Source organism: Thermodesulfobacteriota bacterium (assembly GCA_040756475.1).
Classification (GTDB): domain Bacteria; phylum Desulfobacterota; class Deferrisomatia; order Deferrisomatales; family JACRMM01; genus JBFLZB01.
The window spans coordinates 1-15,181 of record JBFLZB010000111.1; the positions used below are offsets into that span (position 1 = coordinate 1).

Below are 15,181 nucleotides of genomic sequence, written 5' to 3' on the forward strand. Positions count from 1 at the left end.
GGGATCCCGCCACCGCGGGGCGGGCCAGGGCGCAGGCCGGGTCGGGGCTCGTCCGCCCCGAAGCGGCAGGGCGGTAGGGGGGGTTGGAGACCACCAGGTCAAAGGACTGGGGGGCGATGCTCCTGCCCAGCTCCCGCAGGTCGGCCACCTCGAAGCGGGCCCTCTCCTCCAGGCCGTTCCACCGGGCGCCCCTCCGGGCCCGATCCACCATCTGCTCCTGGATGTCGATGCCCAGGACCTCCCGGGCGCCTCCCAGGGCGAGCAGGCACAAAGTCACGGCGCCGCACCCGCACCCGAGGTCCAGGGCCCGGGCTGCCGGCCGCTCGGCGGCAAAGCGGGCCAGGAGGACCGCGTCGACCCCGAACCGGTAGCCCTTCTGCGGCTGGACGAGCCGCACGGTGCCCCCCAGGGCGCTGTCTCCCGTCTCCCCGGGGCCGAAGAATCCGGGAAGGCTCCCCTCGGGGCCAGCGGTCACGCGCGGCAGGTCTCGGCCTCGCCGAAGAGGGGATGGATTACGAGCCCCGTGACGATCTTGGGAAAGAAGAACGTGCTCTTCTGGGGCATGCGTTCTCCCGCCTCGGCTACCGCCTTGACCTCTTCCAGGCGCGTCGGATTCAGGAGGAACCCGAGCTGCATCCCGGGTTCCTCCTGAACCACCCGGACCAACTCCTCGTGCCCCTTGACGTAACTCAGGTTGCGCTGTTCTTCCTGCGCCTTCTGGTCCACCCCCAGCAGGTGCTCGAGGATCAGGGAGTGGAGGACCGTGACGTCCAGGGTGCGCAGGACGGCGGCCATCTTCCCCTCGAGGAGCCCTTTCATCACGTCCTCGTCCCGAAGCGTCAGCAGCCACCGCCGATCGTCTCCCCGGGCCGTGAAACCCAGGGCATGCGCCCGGCCTCGCAGGTCCCGCATGCGCTCCATGAGCTCCCGCAGGGGCCCCGTGATCTCCTCCACGTGGAAGTACCGGCGCAGGCGCTCCAAGAAGGTCTCCAGGCGAAAGCCCTCCAGCCCGAAGACCGCCCGGTGGGTCGGAAGCACCGACAGCCCCGGTGCGCTCAGGTTGGACAGGTACATGAGCACGTAGTTCCACGACTCCCGCCCCGTGTAGGTCGGGATCTCTTCGCGCCGCAGGTCCCGGTACTTCAGGGCCGTCTCGTACCGATGGTGCCCGTCGGCGATGAAGAAGCTGTTGGCGCTCAAGCCGGCGGCCACGGCCCGGATCCGGTCCGGGTCGCTGATGCGCCACATCCGCGTTCGCGAACCATCTTCCATCGTCACGGTGACCAGCGGGGCCGACGACAGCGGCAGCGTCTCCACATCACGAAGCACCCGCATCCGCGGGTCGTCATACAAGCTGAAGATGGGGCTCAGGTTCGCGCGGCACGTCTGCATCAGCCGGAGCCGGTCGGCCTTGGGGCCGGCCAGGGTCCTCTCGTGGGGCAGGTACAACCCGGACTCAGGGTCCTCCAGGCGCACCGCCGCCAGGAAGCCCTTGCGGGTCATGGGCTCCCCGAACTCTCCCGCGTAGTCCTGTTCGGTGTAGTAAATGGAGCACTCCTTCTCCTGGACCAGGACTCCCGTCGCCAGCCACTGGTGGAAGTACCGTCCGGCCCTCGTGTAGCGGTTCTCCACGTCGTCGTCGCCGGGCAGGATCTTTCCGTAGTCCAGCCGCACGATGTTGTAGGGGCTGCGGCGATAGAGCCGCTCTTGCATATCTGCCCCGATGACGTCGTAGGGCGGCGTGACCACGGCATCGAAGTCGGGCACGTGCCCGGGGTGGAAGCGAATCCCGCGAAACGGCAAAATTTCGGCCATCGATCGGCTCCTGGGTCTGGCGTTCGTTTGGGGGGCACCTTGCTAGCACAGGGAGCCGTCCGGCGCAACGGGCAAGTCGACCCTCGATCCACCGCCTGGGTGGTAAGCGGGGTCCGGGAGCCCCTGCGCTGCGCCCCGCAATCCGCGGCAATTGGAGGAGGGGTCCCTCGCGCAACCGGTGCGCCTGGCCACCGGTTTCCGTGGACTGCGGCGGATCGGTCGATGCGGTACGGGACTACGCTCCGGGGCTCCCGGACCCCGCCCCAAGAATCTGGTCGTGGATCCAGGCGACTCGGGCGAGTCGCCTGGGGAGGCCGCGCGGCTGGCGGGCCGACCGCGACCCACGCACAGACGACCCGGAACCCGCGCAAAAAAAATGGTGGCAGGTTGGGGAGACCTGCCACCTCCCCGGCGCGGGGTGGGGCGCCCCATGGCCGGAGAAATCTGGAATGGAAATCATCGAAACGAAATCGTGGCGGCGGGTAAAGGGGGGCCCGCCCCAACCTCGCCGAATCGCAGCAAGCCCCGTGCCGCGGCCTCGCCAGCCCCGCCGGCGCAGCATTGGGGCCCGCGGGGGCAGGCGCGCCCCAGGCCCATGTCCCCCGGGCCTGCGCCATTTCGCCCGGTGGGCTGCGGGCAAGTTCGCACCCCGAGTCCACCCGCAATCCGCTCCCCATCACACGCCTCCTCTAGCCGGAGTCCGAACCCCTGCCTTTCCGGCGCCGGGTTCTCGAGTAGGATGGAGACTCCATCCGCACGCCCCACCCAGAGGAAGTCTCGAATGAGCACCGCGCCCCATCGCAACCGGCTCGCCCGGGAAAAGAGCCCCTACCTCCTCCAGCACGCCCACAACCCGGTGGACTGGTACCCCTGGGGCGAAGAGGCCTTCGGCAGGGCCCGCTCCGAGGGCAAGCTCGTCTTCCTCTCCATCGGGTACTCCACCTGCCACTGGTGTCACGTGATGGAGCGGGAGAGCTTCGAGGACGAAGAGGTGGCCGCGGTGCTCAACACCCTCACCGTGCCGGTGAAGGTGGACCGGGAGGAGAGGCCCGACGTGGACCAGGTGTACATGACGGTCTGCCAGGCCTTGAACGGAAGCGGCGGGTGGCCGCTGACCGTGCTCCTGACCCCCGACCGGAACCCCTTTTTCGCGGGCACCTACTTCCCCAAGCACAGCCGGCACGGGAGGATCGGGGTCGTGGAGCTGGTGCGCCAGGCGGCGGCGCTGTGGCAGGAAGACCCGGAGCGCGTCCACCGCGCCGGCCGCGAGATCGTGGCGCGCCTGCAGCCGGCCCCTGCCGGACCGGAGGAGTCCGGGGCCCTCGCCCCCGCGCTCTTCCAGGAAGCCGTCCGCCTCTTTCGAGGGCAGTTCGACGCGGCTCGCGGCGGCTTCGGCCCCGCTCCCAAGTTCCCCACGCCCCACAACCTCGTCTTCCTGGTGCGCCGCTGGCGGCGCACAGGTGACCCCGAGTTGCTCCGGATGGCCGAGACGACGCTCGACGCCATGCGCCGGGGCGGTCTCTTCGACCAGGTGGGCTTTGGCTTTCACCGGTACGCCACCGACGCCAACTGGCTGCTCCCCCACTTCGAGAAGATGCTCTACGACCAGGCGGGCCTCGCCCTGGCCTACCTCGAAGCCCACCAGGCCACCCGAAAGCCTGGATACGCGCGGACCGCCCGCGAGATCTTCACCTACGCGCTGCGGGATCTCGCGAGCCCCGAAGGGGCCTTCTACTCGGCGGAAGACGCAGACTCGGAGGGGGTGGAGGGGAAGTTCTACGTGTGGACGCGCCGCGAGGTGCTCGACGTGCTGGGTCTGGACGACGGCGAGCTCTACTGCCGCGTCCAGGGCATCACGGAGGAGGGAAACTTTCGAGAGGAAGCCACCGGCGAGCCGACGGGAACCAACATTCCCCACCTGGACCGGCCCCTGGACGCGTGGGCGTGGGAACGGGGAGTGGACCCGAAGGCGTTTGCGGCCCGGCTCGAGTCCGCCCGGGGCCGGCTCTTCTCCCGCCGGGAAGGGCGGGTGCGCCCCCACCGGGACGACAAGGTGCTCACCGCGTGGAACGGGCTCATGATCTCGGCCCTGGGCCGCGCCGCGTGGACCCTGGACGAGCCCCGGTACGCCAGGGCGGCGGCGCGCGCGGCAGACTTCGTGCTCTCGCGTCTGCGCCCCGACGGCCGGCTCCTGCGCCGTTTCCGGGACGGCGAGGCCGCGGTGCCAGCCTTTGCTGAAGACTACGCCTTTCTGGCCCGGGGGCTCCTGGACCTCTACGGCGCCACCTTCGACCCGGCCCGGCTGCGCCAGGCCCTGGAGCTCGCCCGGGAGCTCGTTCAGCGCTTCGGCGGCGGCTCCACCGGCGCACTGTTCGACACGGCCGCCGATGCCGAGGAGCTCGTGCTGCGCCCCCAGGAGGTCTACGACGGCGCCACCCCGTCGGCCAACTCGGTGGCACTGGAGGTCTTCGCCCGCCTGGGGCAGCTCACCGGTGACCCGGCCTGGACCGAGCACGCCCGGGGAATCGCCGAGGCCTTCGCCGGCCGCGTGGCCCAGTATCCGGCGGCCTTCACCCAGTTTCTGGCCGGCGCAAGCCTGCTGCTGGAGCCCACCCGGGAGGTGGTGATCGCCGGCCTCCCGGAGGCCCCGGAGACCCAGGGCCTCCTGTCGGCGGCGAGGGCCGCCTACGCTCCGGAGACGGCCCTGCTCCTGGCCCCGCCCGGGGACCCGGTGGTGGCGGCCCTGTGCCCGTTCCGCGAACACATGGGCCCCGTGGAGGGACGCGCGGCAGCCTACGTCTGCCAGGATTTCGCCTGCCGGGCCCCGGTATCCCTCCCGGAGGAGCTCGCGAAAACTCTGGAGCACCCGGCCTGATCAAGGGTCGCCCGTGCCCCCACGACGGCGAAAACCGCCACCGTTTCCGACGCGAAATGTGGCGCCCGGGGCGCCGACCGGCCTTTGAATCGGTGGCAAGGCCCGGTAGAATGGCGAACCGGATCCCACCGAGAGCCCGGAAAGGCTTCTGCGATGAAGAAATGGTACCACCTGGTCTTCGCGGTCCTGTGCGCGGCGGTTCTGGGCGTGCTGCTCCTCGCCCCCAAGGTGACCACGCCCCGCCTCCCGGCAGACGCCACCCACGCGGACCGGAAGGACTACGCCCAGTGTCCCCAGTGCCACGGTCCGGATGGGGAAGTCCCCATGCCGACGGAAGGAGAAAAGCCCCACTTCCTGCCCGACGGCTCCCTGCGCACCGAGTTCGTCAAGTGCTACATGTGCCACCGGCCCCCGGAGGGGTGAGCGCCCCACCGCCTCCCGGCCGAGCGTGGAGCTCGGCGCACCGCCGCCCTGCCCGGGGCGCCGTCAGCGTTCGGGGCCCTCTCCCAAGACCTCCCGCACCACCGACGTGGCAAACGCGCCGGCCGGGCACGCAAAGCGCACCCAGCAACCGCCGTCGGCGACCTCCACTGCCGGATCTCCGAGGGGCACGCGCAGGGGGCGCCGGGCCCCGGTCTCGCGGGAAAAGAGTTCCTCGTTCAACCCCAGTTCCCCGAGGACTTCGAGCTCGGCGGCAGCCCGAGGGCCGTCCGGCCGCACCATCTTTCGGCCGGGCATGGGGCCGGTGGGGCTGACGTCGAACGTCTCGACGCGCCGCGTATCGTCCTCGACGTCACGGCACAGAAACAGGCCTCCCGAGTCCTCCCGGCGGAGCACGTCCCCCTCCAGCGCCCGAACGAGGGAGCCTTCCTCCAGCCGGCGAGCCAACACCTCGTTGAAGACGCGCGACTGGAGGGCCGAGACCAGGAGGTCCCGCTTCCACCGCGCCACCCGCAGCCTCCCCTCCAGCACGGCGAGGCCCTTGACCGGGTTGTCCCCCCGGGCGCCGAAACGCTGGGGGCCGTAATAGTTGGGCACCCCCGTGCGGGTCAACCCCTCCAGGATCGTTGCCACCGCATCGGCGCGGGCTCCCCGCAGGAAGACGCGGAAGGCGTTTCCCGCCAGGTGCCCCAGGCGCAGCTTGTTCTTGTGGCGCGATGCGGACAGCACCCGCGCCCCCTCGGCCTCGAAGGCCCCCCGGGCCCGCTCCTCCTCCACCCCGGTCACCGTGAAGGCCTGCACCGCGATGCAGCCCTTGTCCTTCATGCCGGCGTAACCCACCGCCGCAGGGGAGACCCCCAGGCGCCCGGCAACCCCCACCGCCAGGTCCCGGGTTGCCGCCCCCCTCTTCTCCACCACGAGGGCGGCGTGCTCCCCCTCCCCCGAGAAGGGGTAGAGGGGCAGCTCCTCGACCCGGAACGTCTGGGGGGAAGGGGTCCACGCCCCCCCCGCCGCCGGCCCGCTCCAGAGGCGGGGATAGTCGAACTCCACATAGGGCACCGCTCCCAGGCGGCACCGCGACGCGCGTTCCGAACCCATTGCTGCATCCTCCTCGTGTGGAGTCAGGCGCTGCCCGGGCGCCGCCGGGCGCCAACTTACCCAAAAGGGAGCCGCGGGTCGAGGTGTATCCGGCGCACTGCCCCACGGGGCCCCCACCCTTTGAGCCCACCCCTTGAGCTTGACGCTCCCGGCGCCGATAGGTAAACCTCGGCGGCGATGGCATAGGACACCGGGCCCCCGCCGCCGCTGAGGGGGTACGGTGCCGCGGTCGCGCCGAAAGCCCCCCGCACGAAAGGTCACCCATGAAGATCGCCCGGCTTGTCTTGCTGCTCCTCTTCGTCGCGACGTCCGCGTGGGCCCGCACCGGGCTCTCCCCTCGGGAAATCCTCGAAACCGCCGACCGGGCTCGGGGCAAGCTCCCGGGCCTGGTGTGGACCGTGGCAATGCGCTCCGTCGAGAAGGGCGAGGAGCGGGACCAGACCCTCTCGGTCACCGCCCGGGATCAGGACGTGCTCGCCGTGTTCGCGGCGCCTCCCCGGGTGAAGGACCAGAAGGTGCTGATGGTGGGCCGCAACATGTGGTTCCTCAAGCCCGGGGTCTCGAAGCCCGTGCCCATCAGCCCCCGCCAGAAGCTCATGGGGCAGGCCGCCAACGGCGACATCGCGAGCACGAATTACGCGGGCGACTACGAGGGGGTGTTCCGGGACGAAGAGGTCCTCGACGGCGAACCGTGCCACGTGCTCGACCTCACGGCCACCAACAAGAGCGCCACCTACGACCGCATCGTGTACTGGGTGTCCCAGCAGCGGGGCGTGGGGGTGAAGGCCGAGTTCTACACCGTGAGCGGCAAGCTCTTCAAGACCGCCACCTTCGAGTACGCCAACACCATCGCCCACGGGGGCGAGCGCATCCCCTTCGTGAGCCGCATGGTGATTCGCGACGCCGTGCGGCCCCAGGAGGTGACCACCCTGGAGTACTCCGGCATCTCGGTCCAGGCCGTTCCCGATTCGACGTTCAATCTCAACCTGCTGATGCGATGAAGCGACGCGGAACCTGGAGGAGAGCGGGGGCCGCCTTCTCCCTGAGCGTGGCTCTGGCTTGGGGCTGGGCGGCGAACTGCGGGGCCGAGGAGGTGCTGGAGCTCCGGTTGCCCCGGTCCCTGCTCGCAGAGCTGGCCGCGCCCGCCGGCCACCGGCGCCCGATCGCGCGCGACGACTTCCTCGCCCTGAACCCCCGGGCGACCTCGCTGGACCTCGACGGCGACCCGGTCCGGTTTGCGGCGTGGCTGGCGATTCCCGAGGTGGGCGCGTTTCGGCTCCAGGGGGACCGCAATCTCGCTCGCCGGCTCGCGGCCGGAGACGCCGCCGCCCCCCAACGCTGGATCTCTCCCCCCGAAGGGTGGGAGATCGGGGCGACCTTCTGGGAGGAGGATGCCCTCCTGGTGGTCGTGCTCCCGGCCTCCCCTGCTCCGTCCAGAGCACCGGGGCCGCCCCCGATCGTGCCGTTCCTGCCGTCCGTGCCGGCAGCCGGTGACCCGGTCCGGGAAGAACCCGGGGCCCCGACCCTGCTCCAAGCCTTGTCCGAGCGCGGCTCGGCGACCCTGCGGCTCCTGGGCAGCCACCGCTACCAGCGGCCGGCCCTGGGCGGACTCAACCCCGAAAACCGGGTGCTGGACCTTCCGCGGCAGGTCTCCGAGGGCGAGGCCCGCCTGGACCTCTCCCTGGACCTGGGGCCCCTCTACCTCACGGCCAAGCCCCGGGCGCGGCTCACCCGCGAGCACCGGCAGGACGGGCCCAGGGCGGGCGACTCCGATACCGACGCCGAGGTGCTCCTCCTCGAAGGCCGGGCCCAGGCCCGCATCTGGGAGCGGGGCTTCGTCTCCTTCGGCCGGGAGAACCTCCAGTGGGGACCGGCCCAGTTCGTGAACCCCTCGAATCCGTTCTTTGCCGACAACGGCCGGGACAACCCCGTGCGGGAGGTCCCCGGGATGGACTTCTTGCGTGTGCTGTGGCTCCCTACCCCATCCCTGACGCTCTCCTGGATCGCCAACACCGGCCGCGGAGAGGGGGAACTGGGGGGCAGGAGCTGGCACCCTTCCCACGCGCTGAAGCTCGACTACCTGGGCTACGAGGTGAGCGGGGGCGTGCTCGCCCACGGCGGGGGCGGCGCCGACGGCTCCCTGCGGGGTTACGGCCAGTGGACCGCCTCGGACGCCATGCTCCTGTACGGCGAGGCCAGCGTCTCGCGCCGCGACCGGGACGATGTTTCGCAGGAGGGGACCGACCCGATCGACCGGCAAGTCGACGGGGACTTCGCCCTCTATTCCGTCCTGGGAGCCGGGTACACCCTGGAGCTCGGCCCCACCGTCTCCCTGGAGTACGCCTACAACGAGTCCGGCTACGACAACGCGGAAGCAGAGCGCTTCTTCGACCGCGCCCACGCGGCCGCCGCCCTGGTACGGGCAGGGCTCCTGGAGCTCGGCCCGGGCGACGTGGCCGTGCCGCAGCAACTCCTGCGCCGCCACTATCTCTTCGCCCAGTACCTGCACACGGAGATCGCCGGCCGCCTGACGGTCATCCTGCGCTGGGCGCAGAACCTGGAGGACCGGAGCGGCCTCGGGAGCACCTACCTGGAGTGGAGTCTCGCCGACCGCTGGCGCCTCTTCGGCTTCGGCGCCTACGGCTCGGGGGGCAACCGGGACGAGTTCGGGAGCGCCCTGCGCTACCTCGGCAGCGTGGGGGCCGAGTTCACGGCGTTTTGACCAGCGCCGGGTGGAGACCTTCCTGCCTCGCTACACGTCGCCCACCTTCTTGGCGACGTCGCGCAGGTTGTCGTCGTCCTTGATGCAGACGGGGTAGGCTACGGGGAGCTTGTCGGGGAGGGTGAGGCCGGCGGCGGCGAACTCGCTGGTGATGACGCCGGTGGGGCAGACCTCGAGGCAGGGCATCTCGCGGCCCTTGGCACACTGGGCGCAGAACTTCGCCGCGAGCTCGGGATAGACCACCACCTGGCGCTCGGTGCCCCGGCCGATGAAGCCGAGCACGTTCTTGCCCTCGATCTCGGCGCACTGGCGCACGCACAGGCCGCACAGGATGCAGTAGGTGGTGTGTTTGGCGAAGCGCTCGGGGTCGGCCCCGTACTTCTTCAGGAGGGCGGGGTCCACCCGGTCCCACCGGGCGGCGAGGAGCTCGAGGATGAGCTTTCGGTGGTGGGCGATCTTCTCGGTCTCGGTCTGGACCTCCAAACCCTCCTCCACCGGGTAGAGGCATGAGACGACGGTGCGGGTGCGCCTGCCCGCCTTGACCTCCACGAGGCACAGGCGGCAGGAGCCGTACCCGGAGAGCTCTTCCAGGTAACACAGGGTGGGGATCTCGATGCCGGCCTCCCGGGCGGCCTGGAGGACGGTCATCCCCTCCCGGGCCTCGACGGAGCGGCCGTCGATGGTGAGCTTCACGGGGGCGCCGGGGGCTTCGGCGGTCTGGGCGGGTGCGGACATAGGGCGACCTCTTCGGACGGGATCACGGGCTGGGCGAAGAGCATGCTAGACGGGATAACGGGATGGACGGGATAGAACAAAAAGAGGATCTATCCTGAATATCCTGTAATCCTGTCAAAAGGTTTGAATTTGGCTCAAGACACAAGGAACGAAATCTTAGACAGGATAACAGGATGGGCAGGATGAAACCAGAAACACGACTTCATCCAGAAGATCCCGTTATCCCGTCCAAGCCCTCTTTGTCTATCCCTTCTTCCCCTTTGCGGCCCGCACCGCGAGATCCTCCGGGGGCTTGGGGACGGGCTGGCCGGAGAGCTTGGTGACGGCGCGGGTCTTGGGGGGGCAGACCTGGAAGCAGGTGTCGCACTTGGTGCACAGGGCCTGGTCGACCACGTGCACCTGCTTCTTCTCCCCGGAGATCGCGCCCACGGGGCAATTCTTCTTGCACAGGCCGCAGGCAATGCACTTGTCCGGGTCGACCCAGTAGCTGGTGAGGGCCTTGCACACGAGCGCGGGGCAGCGCTTCTCCTCCACGTGGGCGCGGTACTCGTCGCGGAAGTAATGGATGGAGGAGAGCACCGGGTTGGGGGCGCTCTGCCCCAGGGCGCACAGGGAGGCGTCCTGCACGGTGGTGGAGAGGTCCTCCAAGAGCTCCACGTCGCCCTCTCGGCCCTCGCCCTTCACCATGCGGGTGAGGATCTGGAGCATCTGCCACACGCCCTCGCGGCAGGGCACGCACTTGCCGCAGGACTCGTCGGCCAGGAACTCGAGAAAGTACTTGGCCACGTCGGGCATGCAGGTGTTGTCGTCCATGACGATCATGCCGCCCGAGCCCATCATCGAGCCCACCTTGGTGAGCTCGTCGAAGTCCACGGGCAGGTCGAGCATGCTCTCGGGGATCACGCCCCCCGAGGGGCCGCCGGTCTGCACGGCCTTGAACGCGCGCCCCTCGCGGATGCCGCCGCCGATGTCGAAGACGATGCGGCGCAGGCTCATCCCCATGGGCACCTCGACGAGGCCCGTGTTGTTCACCTTGCCCACCAGCGAGAAGACCTTGGTGCCCTTGCTCCCCTCGGTGCCGATGCCGGCGAACCACTCGGCGCCGCGGCTGATGATGAGGGGCACGTTGGCCCAGGTTTCCACGTTGTTGAGGTTCGAGGGCTTGTCGAAGAGGCCCTTGACCGAGGTGCGGATGTACTTGGGCCGGGGTTCGCCCACCTTGCCCTCGATGGAGCTCATCAGCGCGCTCGACTCGCCGGAGACGAAGGCTCCGGCACCCCGGTAGATGAGGATCTCGAAGGAGAACCCGGTGCCCAGGATGTTCTCGCCCAGGAGCCCGGCTTCGTGGAGGTCGTCCAGAGCCCCGATCAGGTTTTCCACCGCCAGGGGGTACTCCTGGCGCACGTACACGTAGCCGGTGCGGGCGCCGATGGCGTAGCCGCCGATGATGAATCCCTCGAGCACCGAGTGGGGGTTGCCCTCCAGGATGGACCGATCCATGTAGGCCCCGGGGTCGCCCTCGTCGGCGTTCACGAGCACGTAGCGCTCGTCGCCGGGGGAATTGCGGGTGGTCTCCCACTTGACGCCCGCGGGAAAGCCCGCCCCTCCCCGGCCCCGGAGGTTCGACTTCTTGACCTCGGCCACCACCTGCTCGGGGGTCATGGACCCCAGCGCCTTCGCGAGCGCCCCGTAGCCCCCCACGGCCAGGTAGTCGTCGAGGTTCGTGGGGTCGATCCTGAGGTTGTCGTGGAAGAGGAGCCGGGTCTGGTGCTTGTAGAAGGGGATGTCGTTTTCGTGGACGACCCCCTCGCCGGCATCGGTCCGGTAGAGCAGCCGCTCCACGACCTTGCCCCCCACCAGGGTCTCGGCCACGAGCTCGGGAACGTCCTCCACCTTGACCTTGAGGTAGCAGGTCTCTTCCGGGAGCATCACCACGATGGGGCCGCGCTCGCAAAAGCCGTGGCACCCGGTGCGGCGCACGTCCACCTTGCCGGCGAGGCCCTTGGCCTCGAGCTCGGCCTGGAAGGCGTGGGCCACCTTCTCGCTCTTGTAAGCTCGGCACCCGGTGCCGGAACAGATAGTGACGCAGGGCTTCTTGGGGTCGCGCCTGGCCAGCACCTCCTGGCGGTAGCGCTCCAGATCTTCCAGGGATGTCAGTCGGGCCATGGGTTCTCCACGGGGTGTCGTGCGGCCTGGGTGCGTACCGGGACGGGGGCCCCCCTCACCCTGCCCGCTCCCCCCGAGGGGAGAGGGGGCAGGAGAAGCGCTACTCGCAGGTCTCGCAGACCTTCTCCAGCTCCTCGGTAGTGGGGTTCGAGAGGTACTCGCCGTCCACGGTCATGACGGGTCCCAGGGCACAGCAGCCCACGCAGTTGACCGTGTGCAGCGAAAACCTCTCGTCCTTCGAGGTGCCCCCCGCCTGGATGCCCACCACGTTCGAGACCCGGTCCAGGAGCTTCTGGGCGCCGCGCACGTGGCACGCGGTGCCCACGCACACCGACATCTGGTGGCGCCCCTGGGGGACCAGGCTGAAGTGCTTGTAGAAGGTGGCGACGTTGTAGATTTCGCGCAGCGTCACCCCCAGGCGGTCGGAGACGCGCTTGAGGACGTTGCGGGGCAGCCAGCGCAGCTCCTTCTGCACGTCCAGGAGGATCTGCACCAGCGCTTCGCGCCTGGCATCGTAGCGGTCGATGATGTGGTCGACCGGCATCAGCGTCGGATCGAGCAAGGGATACCTCCGGCGTAGATCCGTTTCTAGACAGGATGACAGGATTGACAGGATGTTGAATCGAGAGAGCACATCCAAAAAGGCTCTCCAAGTCTCATCCTGTTGTCCTGTCAAAACAAATTCAAGATCTTTTCTTGACAGGATAACAGGATTTACAGGATGTTGAACCGAGAGAGCACATCCAAAAAGGCCCTCCAAGCCTAATCCTGTTCATCCTGTCATCCTGTCCAAAAACCGTCCTTCCATCCTCGCCTACAACAGCGACTTCATCGCTGCCCCGATGTCGGCGGGGCTCTTGACGACTCTGACGCCGCAGCGCTCCAGCGCCGCCATCTTCTCGGCCGCGGTGCCCTTGCCCCCGGCGATGATGGCGCCGGCGTGGCCCATGCGCTTGCCCTTGGGGGCGGTCTGGCCGGCGATGAAGGAGACCACCGGGACCCTGATGTGGGCCTTGATGTACTCGGCGGCCTCCTCCTCGGCGCTCCCGCCGATCTCGCCGATCATGACGATGCCCTCGGTGGCCGGGTCGTCCTTGAAGAGGGAGAGGGCGTCGATGAAGTTGGTGCCGATGATCGGGTCGCCGCCGATGCCGATGCAGGTGGTCTGGCCGATGCCGAGCTTGGTGAGCTGGTCCACGGCCTCGTAGGTGAGCGTGCCCGAGCGGGAGATCACGCCCACGGGGCCTTTCTTGTGGATGTGGCCGGGCATGATGCCCACCTTGCACTCCTCGGGGGTGATCACCCCGGGGCAGTTGGGGCCCACGAGCCGGGTCTTCCTCGGGTCGAGCGCCCGCTTGACCTTGACCATGTCGAGCGTCGGGATGCCCTCGGTGATGCAGACGACGACCTTGATGCCGGCATCCGCCGCCTCGAGGATGGCGTCGGCCGCAAAGGGCGCGGGCACGAAGATCATGGAGGTATCGGCGCCGGTCTGTTTCACGGCGTCGGCCACGGTGTCGAAGACCGGCACCCCCAGGATCTCGGTCCCGCCCTTTCCGGGGGTCACGCCCCCCACGAGCTTGGTGCCGTACTTCAGGCACTGCTCCGAGTGGAACTTCCCATTCCCCCCCGTGATGCCCTGGCAGATCACCCGGGAGTCTTTGTTGACCAGGATGCTCATCGCGCGATCTCCTTAGAGAACAAAACCCATTTTGACGGGATGACAGGATGCAAGACAGGACAATAAGGCAAGACTAATTGGGGTCTCTTATCCTGCCCATCCTGTTATCCTGTCCAAAAAGAAGTTCTCTTCTTTGACGAGATAACGGGATTCGCAGGATGGAAAGAACCTTGCTTTGTCCTCCTGCCTCATCCGCCCTATCCTGTTATCCCGTCCACAAAGCCCCTTCCCTTACGCCGCCTTCTTCGCCGCGGCCACCACCTTCTCCGCCGCCTCGGTCATGGTCTCGGCGGTGATGATGGGGAGCCCGCTCTCGGCGAGCATCTTCCGGCCTAGGTCCACGTTGGTGCCCTGGAGGCGCACCACCAGGGGGCGGTCGAGGTGCACGGTCTTGGCCGCCGCGATGATGCCCTCGGCGATGGTGTCGCAGCGCATGATGCCGCCGAAGATGTTCACCAGCACGGCCTTGACGCTGGGGTCGGAGAGGATCAGCCGGAACGCGTTGGTCACCTGTTCGGCGCTGGCGCCCCCGCCCACGTCGAGGAAGTTGGCCGGCGCCGCCCCGTGGAGCTTGATGATGTCCATGGTGGCCATGGCGAGGCCCGCGCCGTTGACCATGCAGCCGATCGAGCCGTCGAGGCTGATGTAGTTGAGGTCGAACTTGGAGGCCTCGAGCTCCTTGGGGTCCTCCTCAGTCGTATCGCGCAACTCCAGGAGTTCCTTGTGGCGGTAGAGGGCGTTGTTGTCGAAGTTCATCTTGGCGTCGAGCGCCAGCACGTCGCCCTGCTTCGTCACCACCAGGGGGTTGATCTCGAGCATGCTCGCGTCGGTCTCGAGGAAGGCGCGATAGAGGGCGGCCATGAACTTCTGGCCGTTCTTCAGCGCCTCGCCCTCGAGCCCGAGGCCGTAGGCGAGCTTGCGGGCATGGAAGGGCTGGAACCCGGCGGCCGGGTCCACCGCCTGCTTGAGGATCTTCTCGGGCGTCTTGGCCGCCACCTCCTCGATCTCCATCCCGCCTTCGGTGGAGGCCATGAGGGTCACGAGGCCCGTGGCCCGGTCGATGACCATGCCGAGGTAGAGCTCCCGGGCGATGTCGCGGCCCTCCTCCACGTAGACCTTGAGGACCTCCTTGCCCTGGGGCCCGGTCTGGTGGGTGACGAGCTTCTTTCCCAGGATGCCGGCCGCCGCGGCCCTGGCCTCGGCCGGGCTCTTCACCACCTTCACGCCCCCGGCCTTGCCCCGGCCCCCCGCGTGGATCTGGGCCTTGACCACCACCGGGGTCCCGAGCTCGCCGGCCGCCTTCTCCACCTCGTCGGGCGTGGAGCAGACGATCCCCCGGGGCACCGGCACCCCGTACTTCTGCAAGACCTGCTTCGCCTGGAATTCGTGAATGTTCATGTCGCCTCCGGCGATGTTGGTTGCGCGTTGCGTGTTGCGCGTTGTGGATTCCGCCGTGCAGCCCTCTCTGGCCCGAAGCGTTGGCTACTCCTCCAACGAGCCACGAGCAACGAGCAACGACCCCCTATCTCATCGTTCCCACGTAGCACGCGGTGAGCTGGCGCTGGCGCACGTCGTCGGTGGTGTAGTCGGGGAGCAGCATGGGGGAGATGCGGGTGCGCTCGACGCCCGCGGCCTCCAGCTCCCGGAT

The 15,181-nt window shown here is 68.7% G+C and carries 12 protein-coding genes; 4 read left to right on the forward strand and 8 right to left on the reverse strand.

The features are described 5' to 3' along the window. Together AB1578_15265 and AB1578_15270 are read right to left on the reverse strand one after the other, a co-directional pair. A partial coding sequence (locus tag AB1578_15265) for a methyltransferase domain-containing protein (protein MEW6489262.1) occupies nucleotides 1–475 on the reverse strand: 475 nt, incomplete at its 3' end. Then, nucleotides 472–1,815 (reverse strand): DUF1015 domain-containing protein, encoded by a 1,344-nt coding sequence (locus AB1578_15270; GenBank protein MEW6489263.1) that lies wholly within the window; start codon nucleotides 1,813–1,815, stop codon nucleotides 472–474. The genes AB1578_15270 and AB1578_15265, both read right to left, overlap by 4 nt. A 781-nt stretch (nucleotides 1,816–2,596) precedes the next feature. Here AB1578_15270 and AB1578_15275 point away from each other — a divergent pair. Next, a complete protein-coding gene (locus AB1578_15275) occupies nucleotides 2,597–4,690 on the forward strand; it encodes a thioredoxin domain-containing protein (protein ID MEW6489264.1) in 2,094 nt (697 codons plus the stop codon). A 153-nt stretch (nucleotides 4,691–4,843) separates the two neighbouring features. Further along, nucleotides 4,844–5,113: a hypothetical protein gene (locus AB1578_15280; GenBank protein ID MEW6489265.1), complete on the forward strand. Its 270-nt coding sequence runs from the start codon at nucleotides 4,844–4,846 to the stop codon at nucleotides 5,111–5,113. Nucleotides 5,114–5,176: 63 nt separating this feature from the next. Here the strand turns inward: AB1578_15280 and AB1578_15285 are convergent, their stop codons facing one another. After that, a complete protein-coding gene (locus AB1578_15285; protein ID MEW6489266.1) occupies nucleotides 5,177–6,229 on the reverse strand; it encodes a tRNA pseudouridine(13) synthase TruD in 1,053 nt (350 codons plus the stop codon). Nucleotides 6,230–6,492: 263 nt separating this feature from the next. Between AB1578_15285 and AB1578_15290 the strand changes: the two genes are divergently transcribed. Further along, nucleotides 6,493–7,230 (forward strand): outer membrane lipoprotein-sorting protein, encoded by a 738-nt coding sequence (locus tag AB1578_15290; GenBank protein MEW6489267.1) that lies wholly within the window; start codon nucleotides 6,493–6,495, stop codon nucleotides 7,228–7,230. Beyond that, nucleotides 7,227–8,951: a hypothetical protein gene (locus AB1578_15295; protein MEW6489268.1), complete on the forward strand. Its 1,725-nt coding sequence runs from the start codon at nucleotides 7,227–7,229 to the stop codon at nucleotides 8,949–8,951. Before AB1578_15290 ends, AB1578_15295 begins: the two co-directional genes overlap by 4 nt. Before the next feature lie 30 nt (nucleotides 8,952–8,981). Here the strand turns inward: AB1578_15295 and AB1578_15300 are convergent, their stop codons facing one another. The 5 genes from AB1578_15300 to sucC all read right to left on the reverse strand — a co-directional run bounded on the left by AB1578_15300 (nucleotide 8,982) and on the right by sucC (nucleotide 14,931). Further along, nucleotides 8,982–9,686, reverse strand: a complete 705-nt coding sequence (locus AB1578_15300) for a 2Fe-2S iron-sulfur cluster-binding protein (GenBank protein MEW6489269.1) — start codon at nucleotides 9,684–9,686, stop codon at nucleotides 8,982–8,984. A gap of 243 nt (nucleotides 9,687–9,929) precedes the next feature. Continuing rightward, on the reverse strand, nucleotides 9,930–11,852 hold the full coding sequence (locus AB1578_15305; protein MEW6489270.1) for an NADH-quinone oxidoreductase subunit NuoF: 1,923 nt from the start codon (nucleotides 11,850–11,852) through the stop codon (nucleotides 9,930–9,932). A gap of 100 nt (nucleotides 11,853–11,952) precedes the next feature. Then, on the reverse strand, nucleotides 11,953–12,396 hold the full coding sequence (locus AB1578_15310; protein ID MEW6489271.1) for an NAD(P)H-dependent oxidoreductase subunit E: 444 nt from the start codon (nucleotides 12,394–12,396) through the stop codon (nucleotides 11,953–11,955). Between the two features lie 270 nt (nucleotides 12,397–12,666). Then, nucleotides 12,667–13,533 carry a succinate--CoA ligase subunit alpha gene (gene sucD, locus AB1578_15315; GenBank protein MEW6489272.1) on the reverse strand — a complete coding sequence of 289 codons (867 nt, stop codon included), beginning with the start codon at nucleotides 13,531–13,533 and terminating at the stop codon, nucleotides 12,667–12,669. 231 nt (nucleotides 13,534–13,764) lie between these two features. Further along, nucleotides 13,765–14,931, reverse strand: coding sequence for an ADP-forming succinate--CoA ligase subunit beta (gene sucC / locus AB1578_15320; protein ID MEW6489273.1), 1,167 nt, complete (start codon nucleotides 14,929–14,931; stop codon nucleotides 13,765–13,767). Between the last annotated feature and the right edge of the window lie 250 nt (nucleotides 14,932–15,181).

Coding starts and splice junctions, on each gene's coding strand:
- AB1578_15310 (MEW6489271.1), bottom strand. CDS start 12,396: ATGCCGGTCGACCACATCATCGACCGCTACGATGCCAGGCGCGAAGCG.
- AB1578_15290 (MEW6489267.1), top strand. CDS start 6,493: ATGAAGATCGCCCGGCTTGTCTTGCTGCTCCTCTTCGTCGCGACGTCC.
- AB1578_15280 (MEW6489265.1), top strand. CDS start 4,844: ATGAAGAAATGGTACCACCTGGTCTTCGCGGTCCTGTGCGCGGCGGTT.
- AB1578_15275 (MEW6489264.1), top strand. CDS start 2,597: ATGAGCACCGCGCCCCATCGCAACCGGCTCGCCCGGGAAAAGAGCCCC.
- sucD (MEW6489272.1), bottom strand. CDS start 13,533: ATGAGCATCCTGGTCAACAAAGACTCCCGGGTGATCTGCCAGGGCATC.
- AB1578_15270 (MEW6489263.1), bottom strand. CDS start 1,815: ATGGCCGAAATTTTGCCGTTTCGCGGGATTCGCTTCCACCCCGGGCAC.
- AB1578_15295 (MEW6489268.1), top strand. CDS start 7,227: ATGAAGCGACGCGGAACCTGGAGGAGAGCGGGGGCCGCCTTCTCCCTG.
- AB1578_15305 (MEW6489270.1), bottom strand. CDS start 11,852: ATGGCCCGACTGACATCCCTGGAAGATCTGGAGCGCTACCGCCAGGAG.
- sucC (MEW6489273.1), bottom strand. CDS start 14,931: ATGAACATTCACGAATTCCAGGCGAAGCAGGTCTTGCAGAAGTACGGG.
- AB1578_15285 (MEW6489266.1), bottom strand. CDS start 6,229: ATGGGTTCGGAACGCGCGTCGCGGTGCCGCCTGGGAGCGGTGCCCTAT.
- AB1578_15300 (MEW6489269.1), bottom strand. CDS start 9,686: ATGTCCGCACCCGCCCAGACCGCCGAAGCCCCCGGCGCCCCCGTGAAG.